This window comes from Shigella dysenteriae, assembly GCF_022354085.1.
GTDB classification, from domain to species: domain Bacteria; phylum Pseudomonadota; class Gammaproteobacteria; order Enterobacterales; family Enterobacteriaceae; genus Escherichia; species Escherichia coli.
Map to the genome: position 1 here is coordinate 3,529,704 of NZ_CP055055.1, position 19,723 is coordinate 3,549,426.

11 protein-coding genes, 1 tRNA gene, 3 rRNA genes and 1 pseudogene are annotated in these 19,723 nt (G+C 51.3%); 7 read left to right on the top strand and 9 right to left on the bottom strand.

Annotated elements, in window-relative coordinates:
• Window positions 1–37: 37 nt before the first annotated feature.
• Window positions 38–910: pseudogene (locus HUZ68_RS16860) on the bottom strand (LysR family transcriptional regulator); the annotation flags it as partial.
• A gap of 102 nt (window positions 911–1,012) precedes the next feature.
• Between HUZ68_RS16860 and eamB the strand changes: the two are divergent.
• The gene (gene eamB / locus HUZ68_RS16865; protein WP_001613622.1) at window positions 1,013–1,600 is read left to right on the top strand and encodes a cysteine/O-acetylserine transporter; all 588 of its coding nucleotides are present in this window, start codon (window positions 1,013–1,015) and stop codon (window positions 1,598–1,600) included.
• Between the two features lie 55 nt (window positions 1,601–1,655).
• On the opposite strand, the gene grcA is transcribed toward eamB, so the two are convergent.
• Window positions 1,656–2,039 carry an autonomous glycyl radical cofactor GrcA gene (gene grcA / locus HUZ68_RS16870; protein WP_000627807.1) on the bottom strand — a complete coding sequence of 128 codons (384 nt, stop codon included), beginning with the start codon at window positions 2,037–2,039 and terminating at the stop codon, window positions 1,656–1,658.
• A 304-nt stretch (window positions 2,040–2,343) separates the two neighbouring features.
• Between grcA and ung the strand changes: the two genes are divergently transcribed.
• Window positions 2,344–3,033: a uracil-DNA glycosylase gene (gene ung / locus HUZ68_RS16875; protein WP_001262723.1), complete on the top strand. Its 690-nt coding sequence runs from the start codon at window positions 2,344–2,346 to the stop codon at window positions 3,031–3,033.
• A 47-nt stretch (window positions 3,034–3,080) separates the two neighbouring features.
• Here the strand turns inward: ung and HUZ68_RS16880 are convergent, their stop codons facing one another.
• On the bottom strand, window positions 3,081–4,118 hold the full coding sequence (locus tag HUZ68_RS16880; protein WP_000997418.1) for a tRNA/rRNA methyltransferase: 1,038 nt from the start codon (window positions 4,116–4,118) through the stop codon (window positions 3,081–3,083).
• Window positions 4,119–4,324: 206 nt separating this feature from the next.
• Here HUZ68_RS16880 and trxC point away from each other — a divergent pair, with 206 nt between their 5' ends.
• The 5 genes from trxC to HUZ68_RS16910 all read left to right on the top strand — a co-directional run bounded on the left by trxC (window position 4,325) and on the right by HUZ68_RS16910 (window position 10,041).
• Window positions 4,325–4,744: a thioredoxin TrxC gene (gene trxC / locus HUZ68_RS16885; RefSeq protein WP_001098726.1), complete on the top strand. Its 420-nt coding sequence runs from the start codon at window positions 4,325–4,327 to the stop codon at window positions 4,742–4,744.
• Window positions 4,745–4,812: 68 nt separating this feature from the next.
• Entirely contained in the window at window positions 4,813–5,511 is a 699-nt protein-coding gene (tapT, locus tag HUZ68_RS16890; RefSeq protein ID WP_000138184.1) for a tRNA-uridine aminocarboxypropyltransferase, read from the top strand.
• Window positions 5,512–5,542: 31 nt separating this feature from the next.
• Entirely contained in the window at window positions 5,543–8,203 is a 2,661-nt protein-coding gene (patZ, locus tag HUZ68_RS16895) for a peptidyl-lysine N-acetyltransferase PatZ (RefSeq protein WP_000082981.1), read from the top strand.
• Window positions 8,204–8,316: 113 nt separating this feature from the next.
• Window positions 8,317–9,672, top strand: a complete 1,356-nt coding sequence (gene pssA, locus HUZ68_RS16905) for a CDP-diacylglycerol--serine O-phosphatidyltransferase (RefSeq protein WP_000949265.1) — start codon at window positions 8,317–8,319, stop codon at window positions 9,670–9,672.
• Window positions 9,673–9,717: 45 nt separating this feature from the next.
• Window positions 9,718–10,041: a YfiM family lipoprotein gene (locus tag HUZ68_RS16910; protein ID WP_001300818.1), complete on the top strand. Its 324-nt coding sequence runs from the start codon at window positions 9,718–9,720 to the stop codon at window positions 10,039–10,041.
• Here the strand turns inward: HUZ68_RS16910 and kgtP are convergent.
• The 6 genes from kgtP to clpB all read right to left on the bottom strand — a co-directional run bounded on the left by kgtP (window position 10,038) and on the right by clpB (window position 19,687).
• Window positions 10,038–11,336 carry an alpha-ketoglutarate permease gene (gene kgtP / locus HUZ68_RS16915; RefSeq protein WP_000841103.1) on the bottom strand — a complete coding sequence of 433 codons (1,299 nt, stop codon included), beginning with the start codon at window positions 11,334–11,336 and terminating at the stop codon, window positions 10,038–10,040. The two genes, HUZ68_RS16910 and kgtP, sit on opposite strands and share 4 nt — an antisense overlap.
• A 325-nt stretch (window positions 11,337–11,661) precedes the next feature.
• Window positions 11,662–11,777 (bottom strand): 5S ribosomal RNA (rrf, locus tag HUZ68_RS16920).
• 94 nt (window positions 11,778–11,871) lie between these two features.
• Window positions 11,872–14,774 (bottom strand): 23S ribosomal RNA (locus HUZ68_RS16925).
• A 193-nt stretch (window positions 14,775–14,967) separates the two neighbouring features.
• Window positions 14,968–15,043: transfer RNA gene (locus tag HUZ68_RS16930), tRNA-Glu, on the bottom strand.
• Window positions 15,044–15,128: 85 nt separating this feature from the next.
• Window positions 15,129–16,670 (bottom strand): 16S ribosomal RNA (locus tag HUZ68_RS16935).
• The 16S, 23S and 5S rRNA genes sit together here with 1 tRNA gene alongside, the layout of an rRNA operon.
• A gap of 443 nt (window positions 16,671–17,113) precedes the next feature.
• Window positions 17,114–19,687, bottom strand: coding sequence for an ATP-dependent chaperone ClpB (gene clpB / locus HUZ68_RS16940; protein WP_001235102.1), 2,574 nt, complete (start codon window positions 19,685–19,687; stop codon window positions 17,114–17,116).
• Window positions 19,688–19,723 lie beyond the last annotated feature (36 nt).

Consider the following 19,723-nt stretch of genomic DNA (forward strand, 5'->3'; position numbering starts at 1 on the left):
TGCCGGGTTTAAGCCCGGCATTGTTTTTTTAAGCAACCACAAAATACTCTTCAACACACTGAATAAAAGTGTGCATCGCCGGGCTAACCGCTTTTCCAGCATGGTGTGCGCACATGGCCGTAATGGTCTGCGACTGTTCGCCAAAAGGCAATTCAATTAATTCTCCGCACTCCAACTCTTTTGCCACCGCAAAACGCGGCAGGTAGCTGACTCCGATATTCGCCGCGACACAACGCTTGATGCTTTCGATACTTATAAGCTCAATGGTGTTTTCCACCGTGATCCGCCGCTGGCGCAGCGTGCTCTCAAATATCTGCCGGAAGACACATTGCGGTTCGTTGATAATAAAGCTACAGCCGTTATGTCTTCCCGGCTCAGTAAAATCGACATCTGCAATTTGCGGTGAAGCCACCAGCACCAGTGATTGTTCACCCAACTCTCGTCGATTCAGAGCATCATCATTCCCTACACGATAAAAGACGCCAACATCGGCCTCATCATTCAGTAGCGCATCACGGATCACGTAACAGTTCAGCGACTGCAACGATAAACGCACTTTTGGGGCACGTTGCCGAAAACGCTGCAACACCTGCGGCATTCGGTAAGAGAGCAACGTTTCGCCCGAAACAACGCGTAGTTCCCCGTCCGGATCCGACTCCTTTTTGGCAGCCTCACGAAGGGTATCCATCACTCTGGTGAGTTCATAAATGTGCGGCAGCAGCTTTTTACCTTCGCGAGTGAGGCACATCCGTCGGCCAATTTTCTCAAATAACTGGACTGAGAACTCCTGCTCAAGCTGCTGAATATGAAAAGTCACCGTCGATTGTGTGCAGCACAATTTTTGCGAAGCTCGCAAAAAGGAACCCTCTTCCACCACGGTTTTAAGCGTAATAAAACGGCGCAGATCCATAACCCCAAACCTATCGAAAATATCGAATTTAGAATGTAAAAACATTCATTTTTTTAAATATTCCGTGTCGGATACTGTCTACCAAAACAGAGGAGATAACAAGTGACACCGACCCTTTTAAGTGCTTTTTGGACTTACACCCTGATTACCGCCATGACGCCAGGACCGAACAATATTCTCGCCCTTAGCTCAGCCACAACGCACGGATTTCGTCAGAGTACCCGTGTGCTGGCAGGGATGAGTCTGGGATTTTTAATCGTCATGTTGCTGTGTGCGGGCATTTCGTTTTCACTGGCTGTTATCGACCCGGCAGCTGTGCATCTGTTGAGTTGGGCGGGGGCGGCATATATTGTCTGGCTGGCGTGGAAAATCGCTACCAGTCCAACAAAGGAAGACGGGCTTCAGACAAAACCAATCAGTTTTTGGGCCAGCTTTGCTTTGCAGTTTGTGAACGTCAAAATCATTTTGTACGGTGTTACGGCACTGTCGACATTTGTTCTGCCGCAAACACAGGCGTTAAGCTGGATAGTTGGCGTCAGCGTTTTGCTGGCAATGATTGGGACGTTTGGTAATGTGTGCTGGGCGCTGGCGGGGCATCTGTTTCAGCGATTGTTTCGCCAGTATGGTCGCCAGTTAAATATCGTGCTGGCGCTGCTGCTGATCTATTGCGCGGTACGCATTTTCTATTAATGAAAAAAAGCGGAAGAGGTCGCCCTCTTCCGCTTAGTAACTTGCTACTTAAGCCTTACAGGCTTTCAGTAAAGGTACGAGCGATAACGTCGCGCTGCTGTTCCGGAGTCAGAGAGTTAAAGCGAACTGCATAACCGGATACACGGATGGTCAGCTGCGGATATTTTTCCGGATGCTTAACTGCATCTTCCAGAGTTTCACGACGCAGAACGTTAACGTTCAGGTGCTGACCACCTTCAACGCGAACTTCTGGTTTCACTTCTACTGGAACTTCACGGTACTCAATGTCACCCAGTTTGCTTACTGCAACCACTTCGTCTTCTGCATAACCTGCTTTCGCAACGATGCAACGCGCTTCGCCTTTTTCGCTATCCAGCAGCCAGAAAGAGTTCAGCAGATCGTCGTTAGCGGCTTTAGTAATCTGGATACCTGTAATCATGTGATGCCTCCCCGGCAAAATTATTTGATTTGTTCAGCCTGTCGCGGCCAATTGGTAAAACCATTGTTGCTTGAGTGTATATATACTCCTCAAACACCCTTGATTCTTTGATTTAAATCAATAAAAACCACACATCAAGTGTGGTCGCAAATGGATTTTATTGTTTTACATCAACTTATGCGGGTGTGAAATTTTACCAATTTACATTTTTTTGCACTCGTTTAAGTCTAAAAAATGAGCATGATTTTGTTCTGTAGAAAGAAGCAGTTAAGCTAGGCGGATTGAAGATTCGCAGGAGAGCGAGATGGCTAACGAATTAACCTGGCATGACGTGCTGGCTGAAGAGAAGCAGCAACCCTATTTTCTTAATACCCTTCAGACCGTCGCCAGCGAGCGGCAGTCCGGCGTCACTATCTATCCACCACAAAAAGATGTCTTTAACGCGTTCCGCTTTACCGAGTTGGGTGACGTTAAAGTGGTGATTCTCGGCCAGGATCCTTATCACGGACCGGGACAGGCGCATGGGCTGGCATTTTCCGTTCGCCCCGGAATCGCCACTCCTCCGTCACTGCTGAATATGTATAAAGAGCTGGAAAATACTATTCCGGGCTTCACCCGCCCTAATCATGGTTATCTTGAAAGCTGGGCGCGTCAGGGCGTTCTGCTACTCAATACTGTGTTGACGGTACGCGCAGGTCAGGCGCATTCCCACGCCAGCCTCGGCTGGGAAACCTTCACCGATAAAGTGATCAGCCTGATTAACCAGCATCGCGAAGGCGTGGTGTTTTTGTTGTGGGGATCGCATGCGCAAAAGAAAGGGGCGATTATAGATAAGCAACGCCATCACGTACTGAAAGCACCGCATCCGTCACCGCTTTCTGCGCATCGTGGATTCTTTGGCTGTAACCATTTTGTGCTGGCAAATCAGTGGCTGGAACAACGTGGCGAGACGCCGATTGACTGGATGCCAGTATTACCGGCAGAGAGTGAGTAAATTTGCGGGAAAATGCCGGATGGCAGAGTTGTCACCCGGCTGATTTATCAGGCTTTATTCTGACGCCACCATTCACCAAGCAAAACGCCTGTTGCAACAGAGATATTCAGCCCGGCAACGTTGCCCGTACCGTCAATCTTCACGCGCAGATCGTTCGGATCGCGTGCGGCATCCGGTAACCCTTCATATTCCTGACCCAGCACCAGTACCATTTTCGCTGGCAGACTGGTTTTGAACAGCGGCTTACCCTGCTCGCTGGAAGTTGTCACTACGGTGTAACCCGCCTGACGGAAATCATCCAGCACGTTAACAATGTTGTCGCCAGTAATCGGCTGAACGTGCTCTGCGCCGCCTTCTGCGGTACGGATAGCCGCACCCGACTCCAGCAGTGCCGCATCCTGCACCACAACGCCTTTCACGCCGAAGTGCGCGCAGCTGCGCATCATGCCACCCAGGTTATGCGGGTTAGATTCGTTTTCCAGTGCCAGAACGCAATCCTGCGCACCTGCCTGGCTTACCCACTGCTGCACGGTTGTGCCATTACGCTTTTTGATCAGGAAGCAAACGCCACCGTGATGTTCCGTGCCTGACGCTTTTGTCAATTCCGCTTCATCCACCACATGGTACGCTTTGCGGTTTGCCGCCATCCAGCGCAAGGCTTCTTTAAAACGTGGCGTTACGCTCTGGATAAACCAGGCGCGAACAATCGCTTCCGGACGGCTCTGGAACAGTGCCTGACATGCATTTTCGCCGTAGACGCGGGTTTCTTCCGCACGCTGACGACGCAAAACTTCTGGATCAATAAAACTTTTACCACTGATGCCACCGTGATCGGCCTTTTCCGGCGTCTCATCACCCGGCGCGCGGGAAACCGTGCGCCACGGCGACTCTTCCCACTTGCGGTCACGGGGCTGACTCTGTTTGTCATCGCGGGCGGGGCGACGGCCACCGTCAGCACGAGATTTTCCTGGACGCCCGCCCCCTTTCCCGGTACGCGGGTTGTGGGTACGTTTATCAGAATCATCATCACTGCGGACATACATCACTTTGACCTTGCCGCTTTTACCTTTCATTTCATCGTTCATGCTTTTCTCCACCAGCGCTGCGCGAAGCGCGCAGATTACCCGAAGTCCGCGCGGTTCGCCATGATTTCGTACCAAAGCCTGCGACTATCATACCTATTGAATAAAACAGATTGTTGTCTGGAACAATGTCCCCGATAATATGTAACATATTAGAAACATACCGGCGTCGTTGCCGATAAGTCTCCTTACTCATCCCGAGGTTAGTTATGAATACCGTTTGTACCCATTGTCAGGCCATCAATCGCATTCCCGACGATCGGATCGAAGATGCGGCAAAATGCGGACGCTGCGGTCACGACTTGTTTGACGGAGAGGTGATTAATGCGACCGGTGAAACGCTCGACAAATTGCTGAAAGATGATCTACCAGTGGTGATCGACTTCTGGGCACCGTGGTGCGGCCCCTGCCGTAATTTCGCACCAATTTTTGAAGATGTCGCGCAAGAGCGTAGCGGTAAAGTGCGCTTTGTGAAAGTGAATACCGAAGCTGAACGTGAATTGAGCAGTCGCTTTGGAATTCGTAGTATACCGACGATCATGATTTTCAAAAACGGTCAGGTTGTCGACATGCTTAATGGCGCAGTACCGAAAGCGCCGTTCGATAGCTGGCTGAACGAATCTCTTTAATCTTACCGGGGCGCATCTTGTGCCCCGTTTTCTCCTCTGCGACAATGGCGTTTTTTCGACGCTCTCTTATGACCGAAAACGCTGTTCTCCAGTTACGTGCCGAGCGTATTGCGCGCGCAACACGTCCTTTTCTTGCCCGCGGTAATCGCGTTCGTCGCTGCCAACGCTGTCTTTTGCCAGAGAAATTATGTCTCTGTTCGACAATTACCCCAGCACAAGCAAAAAGTCGCTTCTGTTTGCTGATGTTCGACACCGAGCCAATGAAGCCCAGTAATACCGGGCGTCTGATTGCTGATATTTTGCCTGATACCGTTGCGTTTCAATGGTCGCGTACCGAACCCTCGCAGGATTTGCTGGATCTGGTACAAAACCCGGATTATCAGCCAATGGTGGTCTTTCCCGCCTCGTATGCTGATGAGCAACGGGAAGTGATCTTCACACCACCTGCCGGTAAGCCACCGCTGTTTATCATGCTCGATGGTACCTGGCCGGAAGCTCGCAAGATGTTTCGTAAAAGTCCGTATCTGGATAATCTTCCCGTCATTTCCGTCGATCTTTCCCGGCTTTCTGCCTATCGCCTGCGTGAAGCCCAGGCTGAAGGCCAATATTGTACTGCCGAAGTAGCCATCGCACTGTTAGATATGGCCGGCGATACCGGGGCGGCAGCAGGGTTAGGCGAGCATTTTACCCGCTTTAAAACACGCTATCTGGCAGGAAAAACGCAACATCTGGGTAGCATCACAGCAGAACAGTTAGAAAGCGTTTAAAATCATTCGGTCACTTCTGCGGGAGACCGGTATGAGTCAGCGAGGACTGGAAGCACTACTGCGACCAAAATCGATAGCGGTAATTGGCGCGTCGATGAAACCCAATCGCGCAGGTTACCTGATGATGCGTAACCTGCTGGCGGGAGGCTTTAACGGACCGGTACTCCCGGTGACGCCAGCCTGGAAAGCGGTGTTGGGTGTGTTGGCCTGGCCGGATATTGCCAGCTTGCCCTTTACACCCGACCTTGCGGTTTTATGTACCAATGCCAGCCGTAATCTTGCTCTTCTGGAAGAGCTCGGCGAGAAAGGCTGTAAAACCTGCATTATTCTTTCCGCCCCGGCATCGCAACACGAAGATCTCCGCGCCTGCGCCCTGCGCCATAACATGCGCCTGCTTGGACCAAACAGTCTGGGTTTACTGGCTCCCTGGCAAGGTCTGAATGCCAGCTTTTCGCCTGTGCCGATTAAACGCGGCAAGCTGGCGTTTATTTCACAATCGGCTGCCGTCTCCAACACCATCCTCGACTGGGCGCAACAGCGTGAGATGGGCTTTTCCTACTTTATTGCGCTCGGCGACAGCCTGGATATCGACGTTGATGAATTGCTTGACTATCTGGCACGCGACAGTAAAACCAGCGCCATCCTGCTCTATCTCGAACAGTTAAGCGACGCGCGACGCTTTGTTTCGGCGGCCCGTAGTGCCTCGCGTAATAAACCGATTCTGGTGATTAAAAGCGGACGTAGCCCGGCGGCACAGCGACTGCTCAACACGACGGCAGGAATGGACCCGGCATGGGATGCGGCTATTCAGCGTGCCGGTTTGTTGCGGGTACAGGACACCCACGAACTGTTTTCGGCGGTAGAAACCCTTAGCCATATGCGCCCGCTGCGTGGCGACCGGTTGATGATTATCAGCAACGGTGCTGCGCCTGCCGCGCTGGCGCTGGATGCCTTATGGTCACGCAATGGCAAGCTGGCAACACTAAGCGAAGAAACCTGCCAGAAACTGCGCGATGCACTGCCAGGACATGTGGCAATCTCTAACCCGCTCGATCTGCGCGATGACGCCAGCAGCGAGCATTATGTCAAAACGCTGGACATTCTGCTCCATAGCCAGGATTTTGATGCACTGATGGTTATTCATTCGCCCAGCGCCGCTGCTCCCGCAACAGAAAGTGCGCAAGCATTAATTGAAGCGGTAAAGCATCATCCCCGCAGCAAGTATGTTTCTCTGCTGACGAACTGGTGCGGCGAGCACTCCTCGCAAGAGGCACGACGTTTATTCAGCGAAGCCGGGCTGCCGACCTACCGTACCCCGGAAGGAACCATCACTGCTTTTATGCATATGGTGGAGTACCGGCGTAATCAGAAGCAACTACGCGAAACGCCGGCGTTGCCCAGCAATCTGACTTCCAATACCGCAAAAGCGCATCTTCTGTTGCAACAGGCGATTGCCGAAGGGGCTACGTCGCTCGATACCCATGAAGTTCAGCCCATCCTGCAAGCGTATGGCATGAACACGCTCCCTACCTGGATTGCTAGTGATAGCACCGAAGCGGTGCATATTGCCGAACAGATTGGTTATCCGGTGGCGCTGAAATTGCGTTCGCCGGATATTCCACATAAATCGGAAGTTCAGGGCGTCATGCTGTACCTGCGTACAGCCAATGAAGTCCAGCAAGCGGCAAACGCTATTTTCGATCGCGTAAAAATGACCTGGCCGCAGGCGCGGGTCCACGGCCTGTTGGTGCAAAGTATGGCTAACCGTGCTGGCGCTCAGGAGTTGCGGGTTGTGGTTGAGCACGATCCGGTTTTTGGGCCGTTGATCATGCTGGGTGAAGGCGGTGTGGAGTGGCGTCCTGAAGATCAAGCCGTCGTCGCACTGCCGCCGCTGAATATGAACCTGGCCCGCTATCTGGTTATTCAGGGGATCAAAAGTAAAAAGATTCGTGCGCGCAGTGCGCTACGCCCATTGGATGTTGCAGGCTTGAGCCAGCTTCTGGTGCAGGTTTCCAACTTGATTGTCGATTGCCCGGAAATTCAGCGTCTGGATATTCATCCTTTGCTGGCTTCTGGCAGTGAATTTACCGCGCTGGATGTCACGCTGGATATCGCGCCGTTTGAAGGCGATAACGAGAGTCGGCTGGCAGTGCGCCCTTATCCGCATCAGCTGGAAGAATGGGTAGAATTGAAAAACGGTGAACGCTGCTTGTTCCGCCCGATTTTGCCAGAAGATGAGCCACAACTTCAGCAATTCATTTCGCGAGTCACCAAAGAAGATCTTTATTACCGCTACTTTAGTGAGATCAACGAATTTACCCATGAAGATTTAGCCAACATGACGCAGATCGACTACGATCGGGAAATGGCGTTTGTAGCGGTACGACGTATTGATCAAACGGAAGAGATCCTCGGCGTCACGCGTGCGATCTCCGACCCTGATAACATCGATGCCGAATTTGCCGTGCTGGTTCGCTCGGATCTCAAAGGGTTAGGCTTAGGTCGACGCTTAATGGAAAAGTTGATTACCTATACGCGAGATCACGGACTACAACGTCTGAATGGTATTACGATGCCAAATAATCGTGGCATGGTGGCGCTGGCCCGCAAGCTCGGGTTTAACGTTGATATCCAGCTCGAAGAGGGGATCGTTGGGCTTACGCTAAATCTTGCCCAGCGCGAGGAATCATGAGTAAGGTACTGGAAATGTTGACCACTTAATCGGGACTGGTGTTATTATTGCCCGCTTATGTCGTCTGCATTGCACAGAGGACCCTTCAATGAACAGAGAAGAAATGCACTGTGATGTTGTCAAAATTTAAGCGTAATAAACATCAACAACACCTTGCCCAACTACCCAAGATTTCTCAATCAGTTGATGATGTCGATTTCTTTTACGCTCCCGCCGATTTCCGGGAGACGCTGCTGGAAAAAATAGCCAGCGCGAAGCAGCGCATTTGCATTGTCGCCCTGTATCTCGAACAGGATGACGGTGGCAAAGGCATTCTGAACGCGTTGTATGAAGCTAAAAGGCAGCGTCCGGAACTGGATGTGCGGGTGCTGGTCGACTGGCATCGTGCACAACGTGGACGCATTGGCGCTGCGGCATCTAACACTAACGCTGACTGGTACTGCCGCATGGCGCAGGAAAATCCGGGCGTAGATGTTCCGGTTTATGGCGTTCCAATCAATACCCGTGAAGCCCTTGGTGTTCTGCACTTTAAAGGCTTTATCATCGACGATAGCGTACTTTATAGCGGTGCCAGCCTGAACGATGTTTACCTGCATCAGCACGATAAATATCGCTACGACCGTTATCATCTTATCCGTAACCGTAAGATGTCAGACATTATGTTTGAATGGGTTACACAGAATATTATGAATGGCCGCGGCGTTAATCGTCTGGATGATGTTAATCGGCCAAAAAGCCCGGAAATCAAGAATGATATTCGTCTGTTCCGCCAGGAGCTGCGTGATGCCGCTTATCATTTCCAGGGCGATGCCGACAACGATCAGCTTTCCGTAACGCCGCTAGTGGGGCTGGGGAAATCGAGTCTGTTGAACAAGACCATTTTCCATCTTATGCCTTGTGCCGAGCAGAAACTAACCATCTGTACGCCATACTTCAACCTGCCAGCAATCCTTGTGCGCAATATTATCCAGTTGCTGCGCGAAGGGAAAAAGGTCGAAATTATTGTTGGTGATAAAACCGCGAACGACTTCTACATTCCGGAAGATGAACCTTTCAAGATAATTGGCGCATTGCCTTATCTCTATGAGATCAATCTGCGTCGTTTCCTGAGCCGTTTGCAGTATTACGTCAATACTGACCAGTTAGTGGTTCGGTTATGGAAAGATGACGACAACACCTATCACCTGAAAGGGATGTGGGTTGATGATAAGTGGATGTTGATCACCGGTAATAACCTGAACCCGCGCGCCTGGCGTCTGGATCTGGAAAACGCCATTTTGATCCACGATCCGCAACTGGAGCTTGCGCCACAGCGAGAGAAAGAACTGGAGCTGATCCGCGAGCATACCACCATCGTTAAGCACTATCGCGATCTGCAAAGTATTGCCGATTATCCGGTGAAGGTTCGTAAACTCATCCGCCGTTTGCGCCGTATCCGCATCGACCGATTAATTAGCCGCATCCTGTAATCACAACCCCGTCCTGTACGGGGTTTGTTTTTTGGAGGCCACGTTTTGCGTATTCTTTTTGTCTGTTCGCTATTGTTACTTTCTGGATGCAGCCATATGGCTAACGATAGCTGGAGCGGGCAGGATAAAGCTCAACACTTTATCGCCTCGGCGATGCTTTCCGCCGCCGGAAATGAATATTCACAGCATCAGGGGATGAGCCGGGATCGCAGTGCCATGTTTGGATTGATGTTCTCTGTCAGTTTGGGGGCGTCAAAAGAGCTTTGGGATAGCCGCCCCGAAGGGAGCGGCTGGAGCTGGAAGGATTTGGCCTGGGATGTCGCCGGTGCAAGCACCGGCTATACCGTCTGGCAACTGACCCGTCACTAAAGACGCATCCCCTTCCCTTTGCGATGTAGCATCAAAGAAACCAGAAACGCCACCACGGCCATCAAGGTCACATACCAGAAGAAGGCTGTTTCCATTCCTATTGATTTCAGCGACAACGCTACGTACTCCGCCGAACCACCAAATATAGCATTAGCGACCGCATATGACAGACCAACGCCTAATGCGCGAACCTGTGCCGGGAACATCTCAGCCTTCAGTATTCCACTGATTGATGTATAAAAACTCACTATCAGCAGGGCACACATCACCAGACCAAAAGCGGCATAAGGCGAGGAAACGTTTTGCAATGCTGAGAGAATAGGAACGGTAAAAATCGCTGCCAGCGAACCGAAACATAACATTGAGGTACGGCGACCAATCTTATCCGACAGCGCGCCAATGAGTGGTTGAATAAGCATGAATACAAACAATGCGGCAGTCATAATGCCACTCGCCACGTTGGCATGCATTCCCGCAGTATTTACCAGATACTTCTGCATATAAGTGGTGAAGGTATAGAAACAAAGGGAGCCCGCAGCGGTAAAACCGAGAACCATGATGAATGCACGGCGATTGCGCCATAATCCTTTCAGAGATCCAGCTTCTTTTAAAGCGCGCGTTTCTTGTTGCGAAGTTTCATCTAACTGACGACGTAACCACAACGCCACAACAGCTAACACAGCTCCTAACGCGAAAGGAATACGCCATCCCCACTCTCTGAGTGCAGCGTCTTCCATGGTGTGTTGTAAAACCACGACAACCAGTAGGGCTAGCAGTTGTCCGCCGATCAACGTCACATACTGAAATGATGCGTAAAAACCTTTGCGCCCTTCAACGGCAACTTCACTCATATAGGTGGCGCTGGTGCCATATTCTCCGCCAACGGATAATCCCTGAAATAAACGCGCGAGAAGCAATAATGCCGGAGCCCACGTACCGATTGTTTCATAACCAGGCAAACAGGCGATTACCAGTGAGCCGAAACACATCATACACACCGATAGCAGCATCGATTTTTTGCGACCATGTTTATCGGCTATGCGGCCAAATAGCCAACCGCCTATTGGGCGCATCAGGAATCCCGCAGCAAAAACACCTGCTGTTTGTAGTAGTTGAGTCGTCGTGTTCCCGGAAGGGAAGAAGATGTGGGCAAAGTAGAGTGAACAGAACGAGTAGACATAGAAATCGAACCACTCGACCAGATTACCTGAAGAGGCCCCCACAATCGCCCAAATGCGGCGACGAGTATCACTACTTGTCAGTTTGCTGTCTGCCGTTACAGTACTTTCAGCCATGCCATTATGTCTCCTGCCGTAATCCGATGCTTTTGTCGGTCGCTTTTGTTTATTTCTTTTGGTAAAGAAAATGTTATACATTTGTTGCGTATCATTATGCAACCTTAACCATGAATTTAGTTAGCAGGAAAATGGTTATTGAGGAGCTTAAGGATAAATTTCTGGTAAGGAGGACACGTATGGAAGTAGGCAAGTTGGGGAAACCGTATCCGTTGCTGAATCTGGCATATGTGGGAGTATAAGACGCGCAGCGTCGCATCAGGTATTTTTTTCTGCGCCAATGCAAAAAGGCCATCCGTCAGGATGGCCTTTCGCTTTATTTGATGCCTGGCAGTTCCCTACTCTCGCATGGGGAGACCCCACACTACCATCGGCGCTACGGCGTTTCACTTCTGAGTTCGGCATGGGGTCAGGTGGGACCACCGCGCTACGGCCGCCAGGCAAATTCTGTTTTATCAGACCGCTTCTGCGTTCTGATTTAATCTGTATCAGGCCGAAAATCTTCTCTCATCCGCCAAAACATCTTCGGCGTTGTAAGGTTAAGCCTCACGGTTCATTAGTACCGGTTAGCTCAACGCATCGCTGCGCTTACACACCCGGCCTATCAACGTCGTCGTCTTCAACGTTCCTTCAGGACCCTTAAAGGGTCAGGGAGAACTCATCTCGGGGCAAGTTTCGTGCTTAGATGCTTTCAGCACTTATCTCTTCCGCATTTAGCTACCGGGCAGTGCCATTGGCATGACAACCCGAACACCAGTGATGCGTCCACTCCGGTCCTCTCGTACTAGGAGCAGCCCCCCTCAGTTCTCCAGCGCCCACGGCAGATAGGGACCGAACTGTCTCACGACGTTCTAAACCCAGCTCGCGTACCACTTTAAATGGCGAACAGCCATACCCTTGGGACCTACTTCAGCCCCAGGATGTGATGAGCCGACATCGAGGTGCCAAACACCGCCGTCGATATGAACTCTTGGGCGGTATCAGCCTGTTATCCCCGGAGTACCTTTTATCCGTTGAGCGATGGCCCTTCCATTCAGAACCACCGGATCACTATGACCTGCTTTCGCACCTGCTCGCGCCGTCACGCTCGCAGTCAAGCTGGCTTATGCCATTGCACTAACCTCCTGATGTCCGACCAGGATTAGCCAACCTTCGTGCTCCTCCGTTACTCTTTAGGAGGAGACCGCCCCAGTCAAACTACCCACCAGACACTGTCCGCAACCCGGATCACGGGTCAACGTTAGAACATCAAACATTAAAGGGTGGTATTTCAAGGTCGGCTCCATGCAGACTGGCGTCCACACTTCTAAGCCTCCCACCTATCCTACACATCAAGGCTCAATGTTCAGTGTCAAGCTATAGTAAAGGTTCACGGGGTCTTTCCGTCTTGCCGCGGGTACACTGCATCTTCACAGCGAGTTCAATTTCACTGAGTCTCGGGTGGAGACAGCCTGGCCATCATTACGCCATTCGTGCAGGTCGGAACTTACCCGACAAGGAATTTCGCTACCTTAGGACCGTTATAGTTACGGCCGCCGTTTACCGGGGCTTCGATCAAGAGCTTCGCTTGCGCTGACCCCATCAATTAACCTTCCGGCACCGGGCAGGCGTCACACCGTATACGTCCACTTTCGTGTTTGCACAGTGCTGTGTTTTTAATAAACAGTTGCAGCCAGCTGGTATCTTCGACTGATTTCAGCTCCATCCGCGAGGGACTTCACCTACATATCAGCGTGCCTTCTCCCGAAGTTACGGCACCATTTTGCCTAGTTCCTTCACCCGAGTTCTCTCAAGCGCCTTGGTATTCTCTACCTGACCACCTGTGTCGGTTTGGGGTACGATTTGATGTTACCTGATGCTTAGAGGCTTTTCCTGGAAGCAGGGCATTTGTTGCTTCAGCACCGTAGTGCCTCGTCATCACGCCTCAGCCTTGATTTTCCGGATTTGCCTGGAAAACCAGCCTACACGCTTAAACCGGGACAACCGTCGCCCGGCCAACATAGCCTTCTCCGTCCCCCCTTCGCAGTAACACCAAGTACAGGAATATTAACCTGTTTCCCATCGACTACGCCTTTCGGCCTCGCCTTAGGGGTCGACTCACCCTGCCCCGATTAACGTTGGACAGGAACCCTTGGTCTTCCGGCGAGCGGGCTTTTCACCCGCTTTATCGTTACTTATGTCAGCATTCGCACTTCTGATACCTCCAGCATACCTCACAGTACACCTTCACAGGCTTACAGAACGCTCCCCTACCCAACAACACATAGTGTCGCTGCCGCAGCTTCGGTGCATGGTTTAGCCCCGTTACATCTTCCGCGCAGGCCGACTCGACCAGTGAGCTATTACGCTTTCTTTAAATGATGGCTGCTTCTAAGCCAACATCCTGGCTGTCTGGGCCTTCCCACATCGTTTCCCACTTAACCATGACTTTGGGACCTTAGCTGGCGGTCTGGGTTGTTTCCCTCTTCACGACGGACGTTAGCACCCGCCGTGTGTCTCCCGTGATAACATTCTCCGGTATTCGCAGTTTGCATCGGGTTGGTAAGTCGGGATGACCCCCTTGCCGAAACAGTGCTCTACCCCCGGAGATGAATTCACGAGGCGCTACCTAAATAGCTTTCGGGGAGAACCAGCTATCTCCCGGTTTGATTGGCCTTTCACCCCCAGCCACAAGTCATCCGCTAATTTTTCAACATTAGTCGGTTCGGTCCTCCAGTTAGTGTTACCCAACCTTCAACCTGCCCATGGCTAGATCACCGGGTTTCGGGTCTATACCCTGCAACTTAACGCCCAGTTAAGACTCGGTTTCCCTTCGGCTCCCCTATTCGGTTAACCTTGCTACAGAATATAAGTCGCTGACCCATTATACAAAAGGTACGCAGTCACCCCATAAAAGAGGCTCCCACTGCTTGTACGTACACGGTTTCAGGTTCTTTTTCACTCCCCTCGCCGGGGTTCTTTTCGCCTTTCCCTCACGGTACTGGTTCACTATCGGTCAGTCAGGAGTATTTAGCCTTGGAGGATGGTCCCCCCATATTCAGACAGGATACCACGTGTCCCGCCCTACTCATCGAGCTCACAGTATGTGCATTTTTGTGTACGGGGCTGTCACCCTGTATCGCGCGCCTTTCCAGACGCTTCCACTAACACACACACTGATTCAGGCTCTGGGCTCCTCCCCGTTCGCTCGCCGCTACTGGGGGAATCTCGGTTGATTTCTTTTCCTCGGGGTACTTAGATGTTTCAGTTCCCCCGGTTCGCCTCATTAACCTATGGATTCAGTTAATGATAGTGTGTCGAAACACACTGGGTTTCCCCATTCGGAAATCGCCGGTTATAACGGTTCATATCACCTTACCGACGCTTATCGCAGATTAGCACGTCCTTCATCGCCTCTGACTGCCAGGGCATCCACCGTGTACGCTTAGTCGCTTAACCTCACAACCCGAAGATGTTTCTTTCGATTCATCATCGTGTTGCGAAAATTTGAGAGACTCACGAACAACTTTCGTTGTTCAGTGTTTCAATTTTCAGCTTGATCCAGATTTTTAAAGAGCAAATATCTCAAACATCACCCGAAGATGAGTTTTGAGATATTAAGGCAGGTGACTTTCACTCACAAACCAGCAAGTGGCGTCCCCTAGGGGATTCGAACCCCTGTTACCGCCGTGAAAGGGCGGTGTCCTGGGCCTCTAGACGAAGGGGACGTATCAGTCTGCTTCGCAAGACGCCTTGCTTTTCACTTTCTATCAGACAATCTGTGTGAGCACTGCAAAGTACGCTTCTTTAAGGTAAGGAGGTGATCCAACCGCAGGTTCCCCTACGGTTACCTTGTTACGACTTCACCCCAGTCATGAATCACAAAGTGGTAAGCGCCCTCCCGAAGGTTAAGCTACCTACTTCTTTTGCAACCCACTCCCATGGTGTGACGGGCGGTGTGTACAAGGCCCGGGAACGTATTCACCGTGGCATTCTGATCCACGATTACTAGCGATTCCGACTTCATGGAGTCGAGTTGCAGACTCCAATCCGGACTACGACGCACTTTATGAGGTCCGCTTGCTCTCGCGAGGTCGCTTCTCTTTGTATGCGCCATTGTAGCACGTGTGTAGCCCTGGTCGTAAGGGCCATGATGACTTGACGTCATCCCCACCTTCCTCCAGTTTATCACTGGCAGTCTCCTTTGAGTTCCCGGCCGGACCGCTGGCAACAAAGGATAAGGGTTGCGCTCGTTGCGGGACTTAACCCAACATTTCACAACACGAGCTGACGACAGCCATGCAGCACCTGTCTCACAGTTCCCGAAGGCACCAATCCATCTCTGGAAAGTTCTGTGGATGTCAAGACCAGGTAAGGTTCTTCGCGTTGCATCGAATTAAACCACATGCTCCACCGCTTGTGCGGGCCCCCGTCAATTCATTTGAGTTTTAACCTTGCGGCCGTACTCCCCAGGCGGTCGACTTAACGCGTTAGCTCCGGAAGCCACGCCTCAAGGGCACAACCTCCAAGTCGACATCGTTTACGGCGTGGACTACCAGGGTATCTAATCCTGTTTGCTCCCCACGCTTTCGCACCTGAGCGTCAGTCTTCGTCCAGGGGGCCGCCTTCGCCACCGGTATTCCTCCAGATCTCTACGCATTTCACCGCTACACCTGGAATTCTACCCCCCTCTACGAGACTCAAGCTTGCCAGTATCAGATGCAGTTCCCAGGTTGAGCCCGGGGATTTCACATCTGACTTAACAAACCGCCTGCGTGCGCTTTACGCCCAGTAATTCCGATTAACGCTTGCACCCTCCGTATTACCGCGGCTGCTGGCACGGAGTTAGCCGGTGCTTCTTCTGCGGGTAACGTCAATGAGCAAAGGTATTAACTTTACTCCCTTCCTCCCCGCTGAAAGTACTTTACAACCCGAAGGCCTTCTTCATACACGCGGCATGGCTGCATCAGGCTTGCGCCCATTGTGCAATATTCCCCACTGCTGCCTCCCGTAGGAGTCTGGACCGTGTCTCAGTTCCAGTGTGGCTGGTCATCCTCTCAGACCAGCTAGGGATCGTCGCCTAGGTGAGCCGTTACCCCACCTACTAGCTAATCCCATCTGGGCACATCCGATGGCAAGAGGCCCGAAGGTCCCCCTCTTTGGTCTTGCGACGTTATGCGGTATTAGCTACCGTTTCCAGTAGTTATCCCCCTCCATCAGGCAGTTTCCCAGACATTACTCACCCGTCCGCCACTCGTCAGCAAAGAAGCAAGCTTCTTCCTGTTACCGTTCGACTTGCATGTGTTAGGCCTGCCGCCAGCGTTCAATCTGAGCCATGATCAAACTCTTCAATTTAAAAGTTTGATGCTCAAAGAATTAAACTTCGTAATGAATTACGTGTTCACTCTTGAGACTTGGTATTCATTTTTCGTCTTGCGACGTTAAGAATCCGTATCTTCGAGTGCCCACACAGATTGTCTGATAAATTGTTAAAGAGCAGTGCCGCTTCGCTTTTTCTCAGCGGCGCGGGGTGTGCATAATACGCTTTCCCGCTACAGAGTCAAGCATTTATTTTTGCTTTCTCTGCCAGAATTCTCAGGAGAACCCCGCTGACCCGGCGGCGTGTTTGCCGTTGTTCCGTGTCAGTGGTGGCGCATTATAGGGAGTTATTCCGGCCTGACAAGCGAAAAATATAAAAACTTTATCGTTCGCTCACTTTTCAGGCAAAACATCTTAAATATAGTCTTTTCCGTCTAACTTATAGACAAAAACGAGCCCCGAAGGGCTCGTTTTATCATTTACTGGACGGCGACAATCCGGTCTTCATTAACTTCCAGGCGAATCACTTTACCCGGAACCAATTCACCAGACAGTATTTGCTGTGCCAGCGGGTTTTCGATCTGCTGCTGAATTGCACGTTTCAGAGGACGTGCACCATAGACCGGATCGTAACCGTTCTCGCTCAGCAGTTTCAGCGCCTCGTCAGAAATGTGGATTTCATAACCACGTTCTTCCAGACGTTTATACAGACGTTTCAACTGAATCTGCGCAATCGACGCAATGTGCTGTTCACCCAGCGGATGGAAGACCACCACTTCATCGATACGGTTAATGAATTCCGGACGGAAGTTATGGCTAACCACACCGAGCACCAGCTCTTTCATGTGCGCATAATCCAGTTCACCGAAGCGTTCCTGAATCAAATCGGAACCGAGGTTAGAGGTCATAATGACAACCGTATTACGGAAGTCGACCGTTCTCCCCTGCCCGTCAGTCAGACGCCCATCATCCAGTACCTGCAACAGAATGTTGAAGACATCCGGATGCGCTTTTTCCACTTCATCCAGCAGGATAACGGAATACGGACGACGACGCACAGCTTCGGTCAGGTAGCCACCTTCTTCATAACCAACATATCCCGGAGGCGCACCAACCAGACGAGACACCGAGTGTTTCTCCATAAACTCGGACATATCGATACGGACCATCGCCTCGTCGCTATCAAACATAAAGTTCGCCAGCGCCTTACAAAGCTCTGTTTTCCCCACACCAGTTGGGCCGAGGAACAGGAATGAACCAATCGGGCGATTTGGATCCGCCAGCCCCGCACGGCTACGACGAATAGCGTTAGATACCGCATCAACCGCTTCGTTCTGACCAATTACGCGATGGTGCAGTTCTTGCTCCATACGCAGCAGTTTTTCGCGCTCGCTTTCCATCATGCGAGAAACCGGAATCCCCGTCCAACGCGCCAGCACTTCAGCAATTTCGGCGTCGGTCACTTTATTACGCAACAGACGCATAGTTTTGCCTTCGAGCTGCGTTGCGGCTTCCAGTTGCTTTTCCAGTTCCGGGATTTTGCCGTATTGCAGTTCAGACATCCGCGCCAGGTCCCCCACACGGCGAGCCTGTTCAATAGCGATTTTCGCCTGTTCCAGTTCCGCTTTAATGGTCTGCGTACCAGAAAGCGATGCCTTCTCTGCTTTCCACTCTTCTTCTAACTCGGAGTACTGACGTTCTTTGTCGCTCAGTTCTTCGTTGAGCATATCCAAGCGTTTTTTACTGGCTTCATCAGACTCTTTCATTAACGCCTGTTGTTCCAGTTTGAGCTGGATGATACGGCGATCGAGTCGGTCGAGTTCTTCTGGTTTTGAGTCAATCTGCATACGAATGCTGGATGCTGCTTCATCGATCAGGTCGATGGCTTTATCCGGCAGCTGACGGTCAGCAATGTAGCGATGAGACAACGTCGCCGCTGCAACAATTGCCGGGTCAGTAATTTGCACATGGTGGTGCAATTCGTAACGTTCTTTCAGGCCACGTAGAATCGCAATGGTATCTTCAACAGAAGGCTCGGCAACAAACACTTTCTGGAAACGACGTTCCAGCGCAGCATCTTTTTCAATGTACTGGCGATATTCGTCAAGCGTCGTGGCACCTACGCAGTGCAATTCACCACGCGCCAGCGCCGGTTTCAGCATGTTTCCGGCGTCCATTGCGCCATCGGCTTTACCCGCGCCGACCATGGTATGTAATTCGTCGATAAACAGGATGACGTTGCCTTCCTGTTTGGCAAGATCGTTAAGCACGCCTTTTAAACGTTCTTCAAACTCACCGCGATATTTCGCCCCAGCCACCAGCGCGCCCATATCCAGCGCCAGTACCCGGCGGCCTTTCAACCCTTCCGGCACTTCGCCGTTGATAATACGCTGCGCCAGACCTTCAACGATGGCAGTTTTACCGACGCCGGGTTCACCAATCAGTACCGGGTTATTTTTAGTACGACGTTGCAGCACCTGAATGGTACGGCGAATTTCTTCATCACGACCAATCACCGGATCGAGTTTGCCCTGTTCGGCTCGTTCGGTAAGGTCGATGGTATATTTTTTCAAAGCCTGACGTTGGTCTTCAGCACCTTGATCGTTCACGCTTTCACCTCCACGCATTTGTTCAATCGCTTGAGTAATGTTGGCGGTGGTCGCCCCTGCTGCTTTCAGGATGTCGGCCAGCGTGCCGCGAGACTCAAGTGCCGCCAGAACGAACAGTTCTGACGAGATAAAGTTATCACCACGTTTTTGCGCCAGCTTGTCGCAAAGATTAAGAACGCGCACCAGATCCTGTGATGGCTGGACATCACCACCAGTACCTTCAACCTGCGGTAAACGATTTAATGCCTGATTGATATCTGTGCGCAACTGGCCAGCATTTATGCCAGCTGATGTTAACAAAGGACTAACCGACCCCCCTTCCTGATTCAGCAGGGCGCTCATTAAATGAAGTGGTTCGATGAATTGGTTGTCGTGCCCGAGTGCAAGTGATTGGGCATCGGCAAGAGCAAGCTGGAATTTATTAGTAAGACGATCCAGACGCATAACTCCTCCCATAACGGATCAAAGTTGCTACTGGAG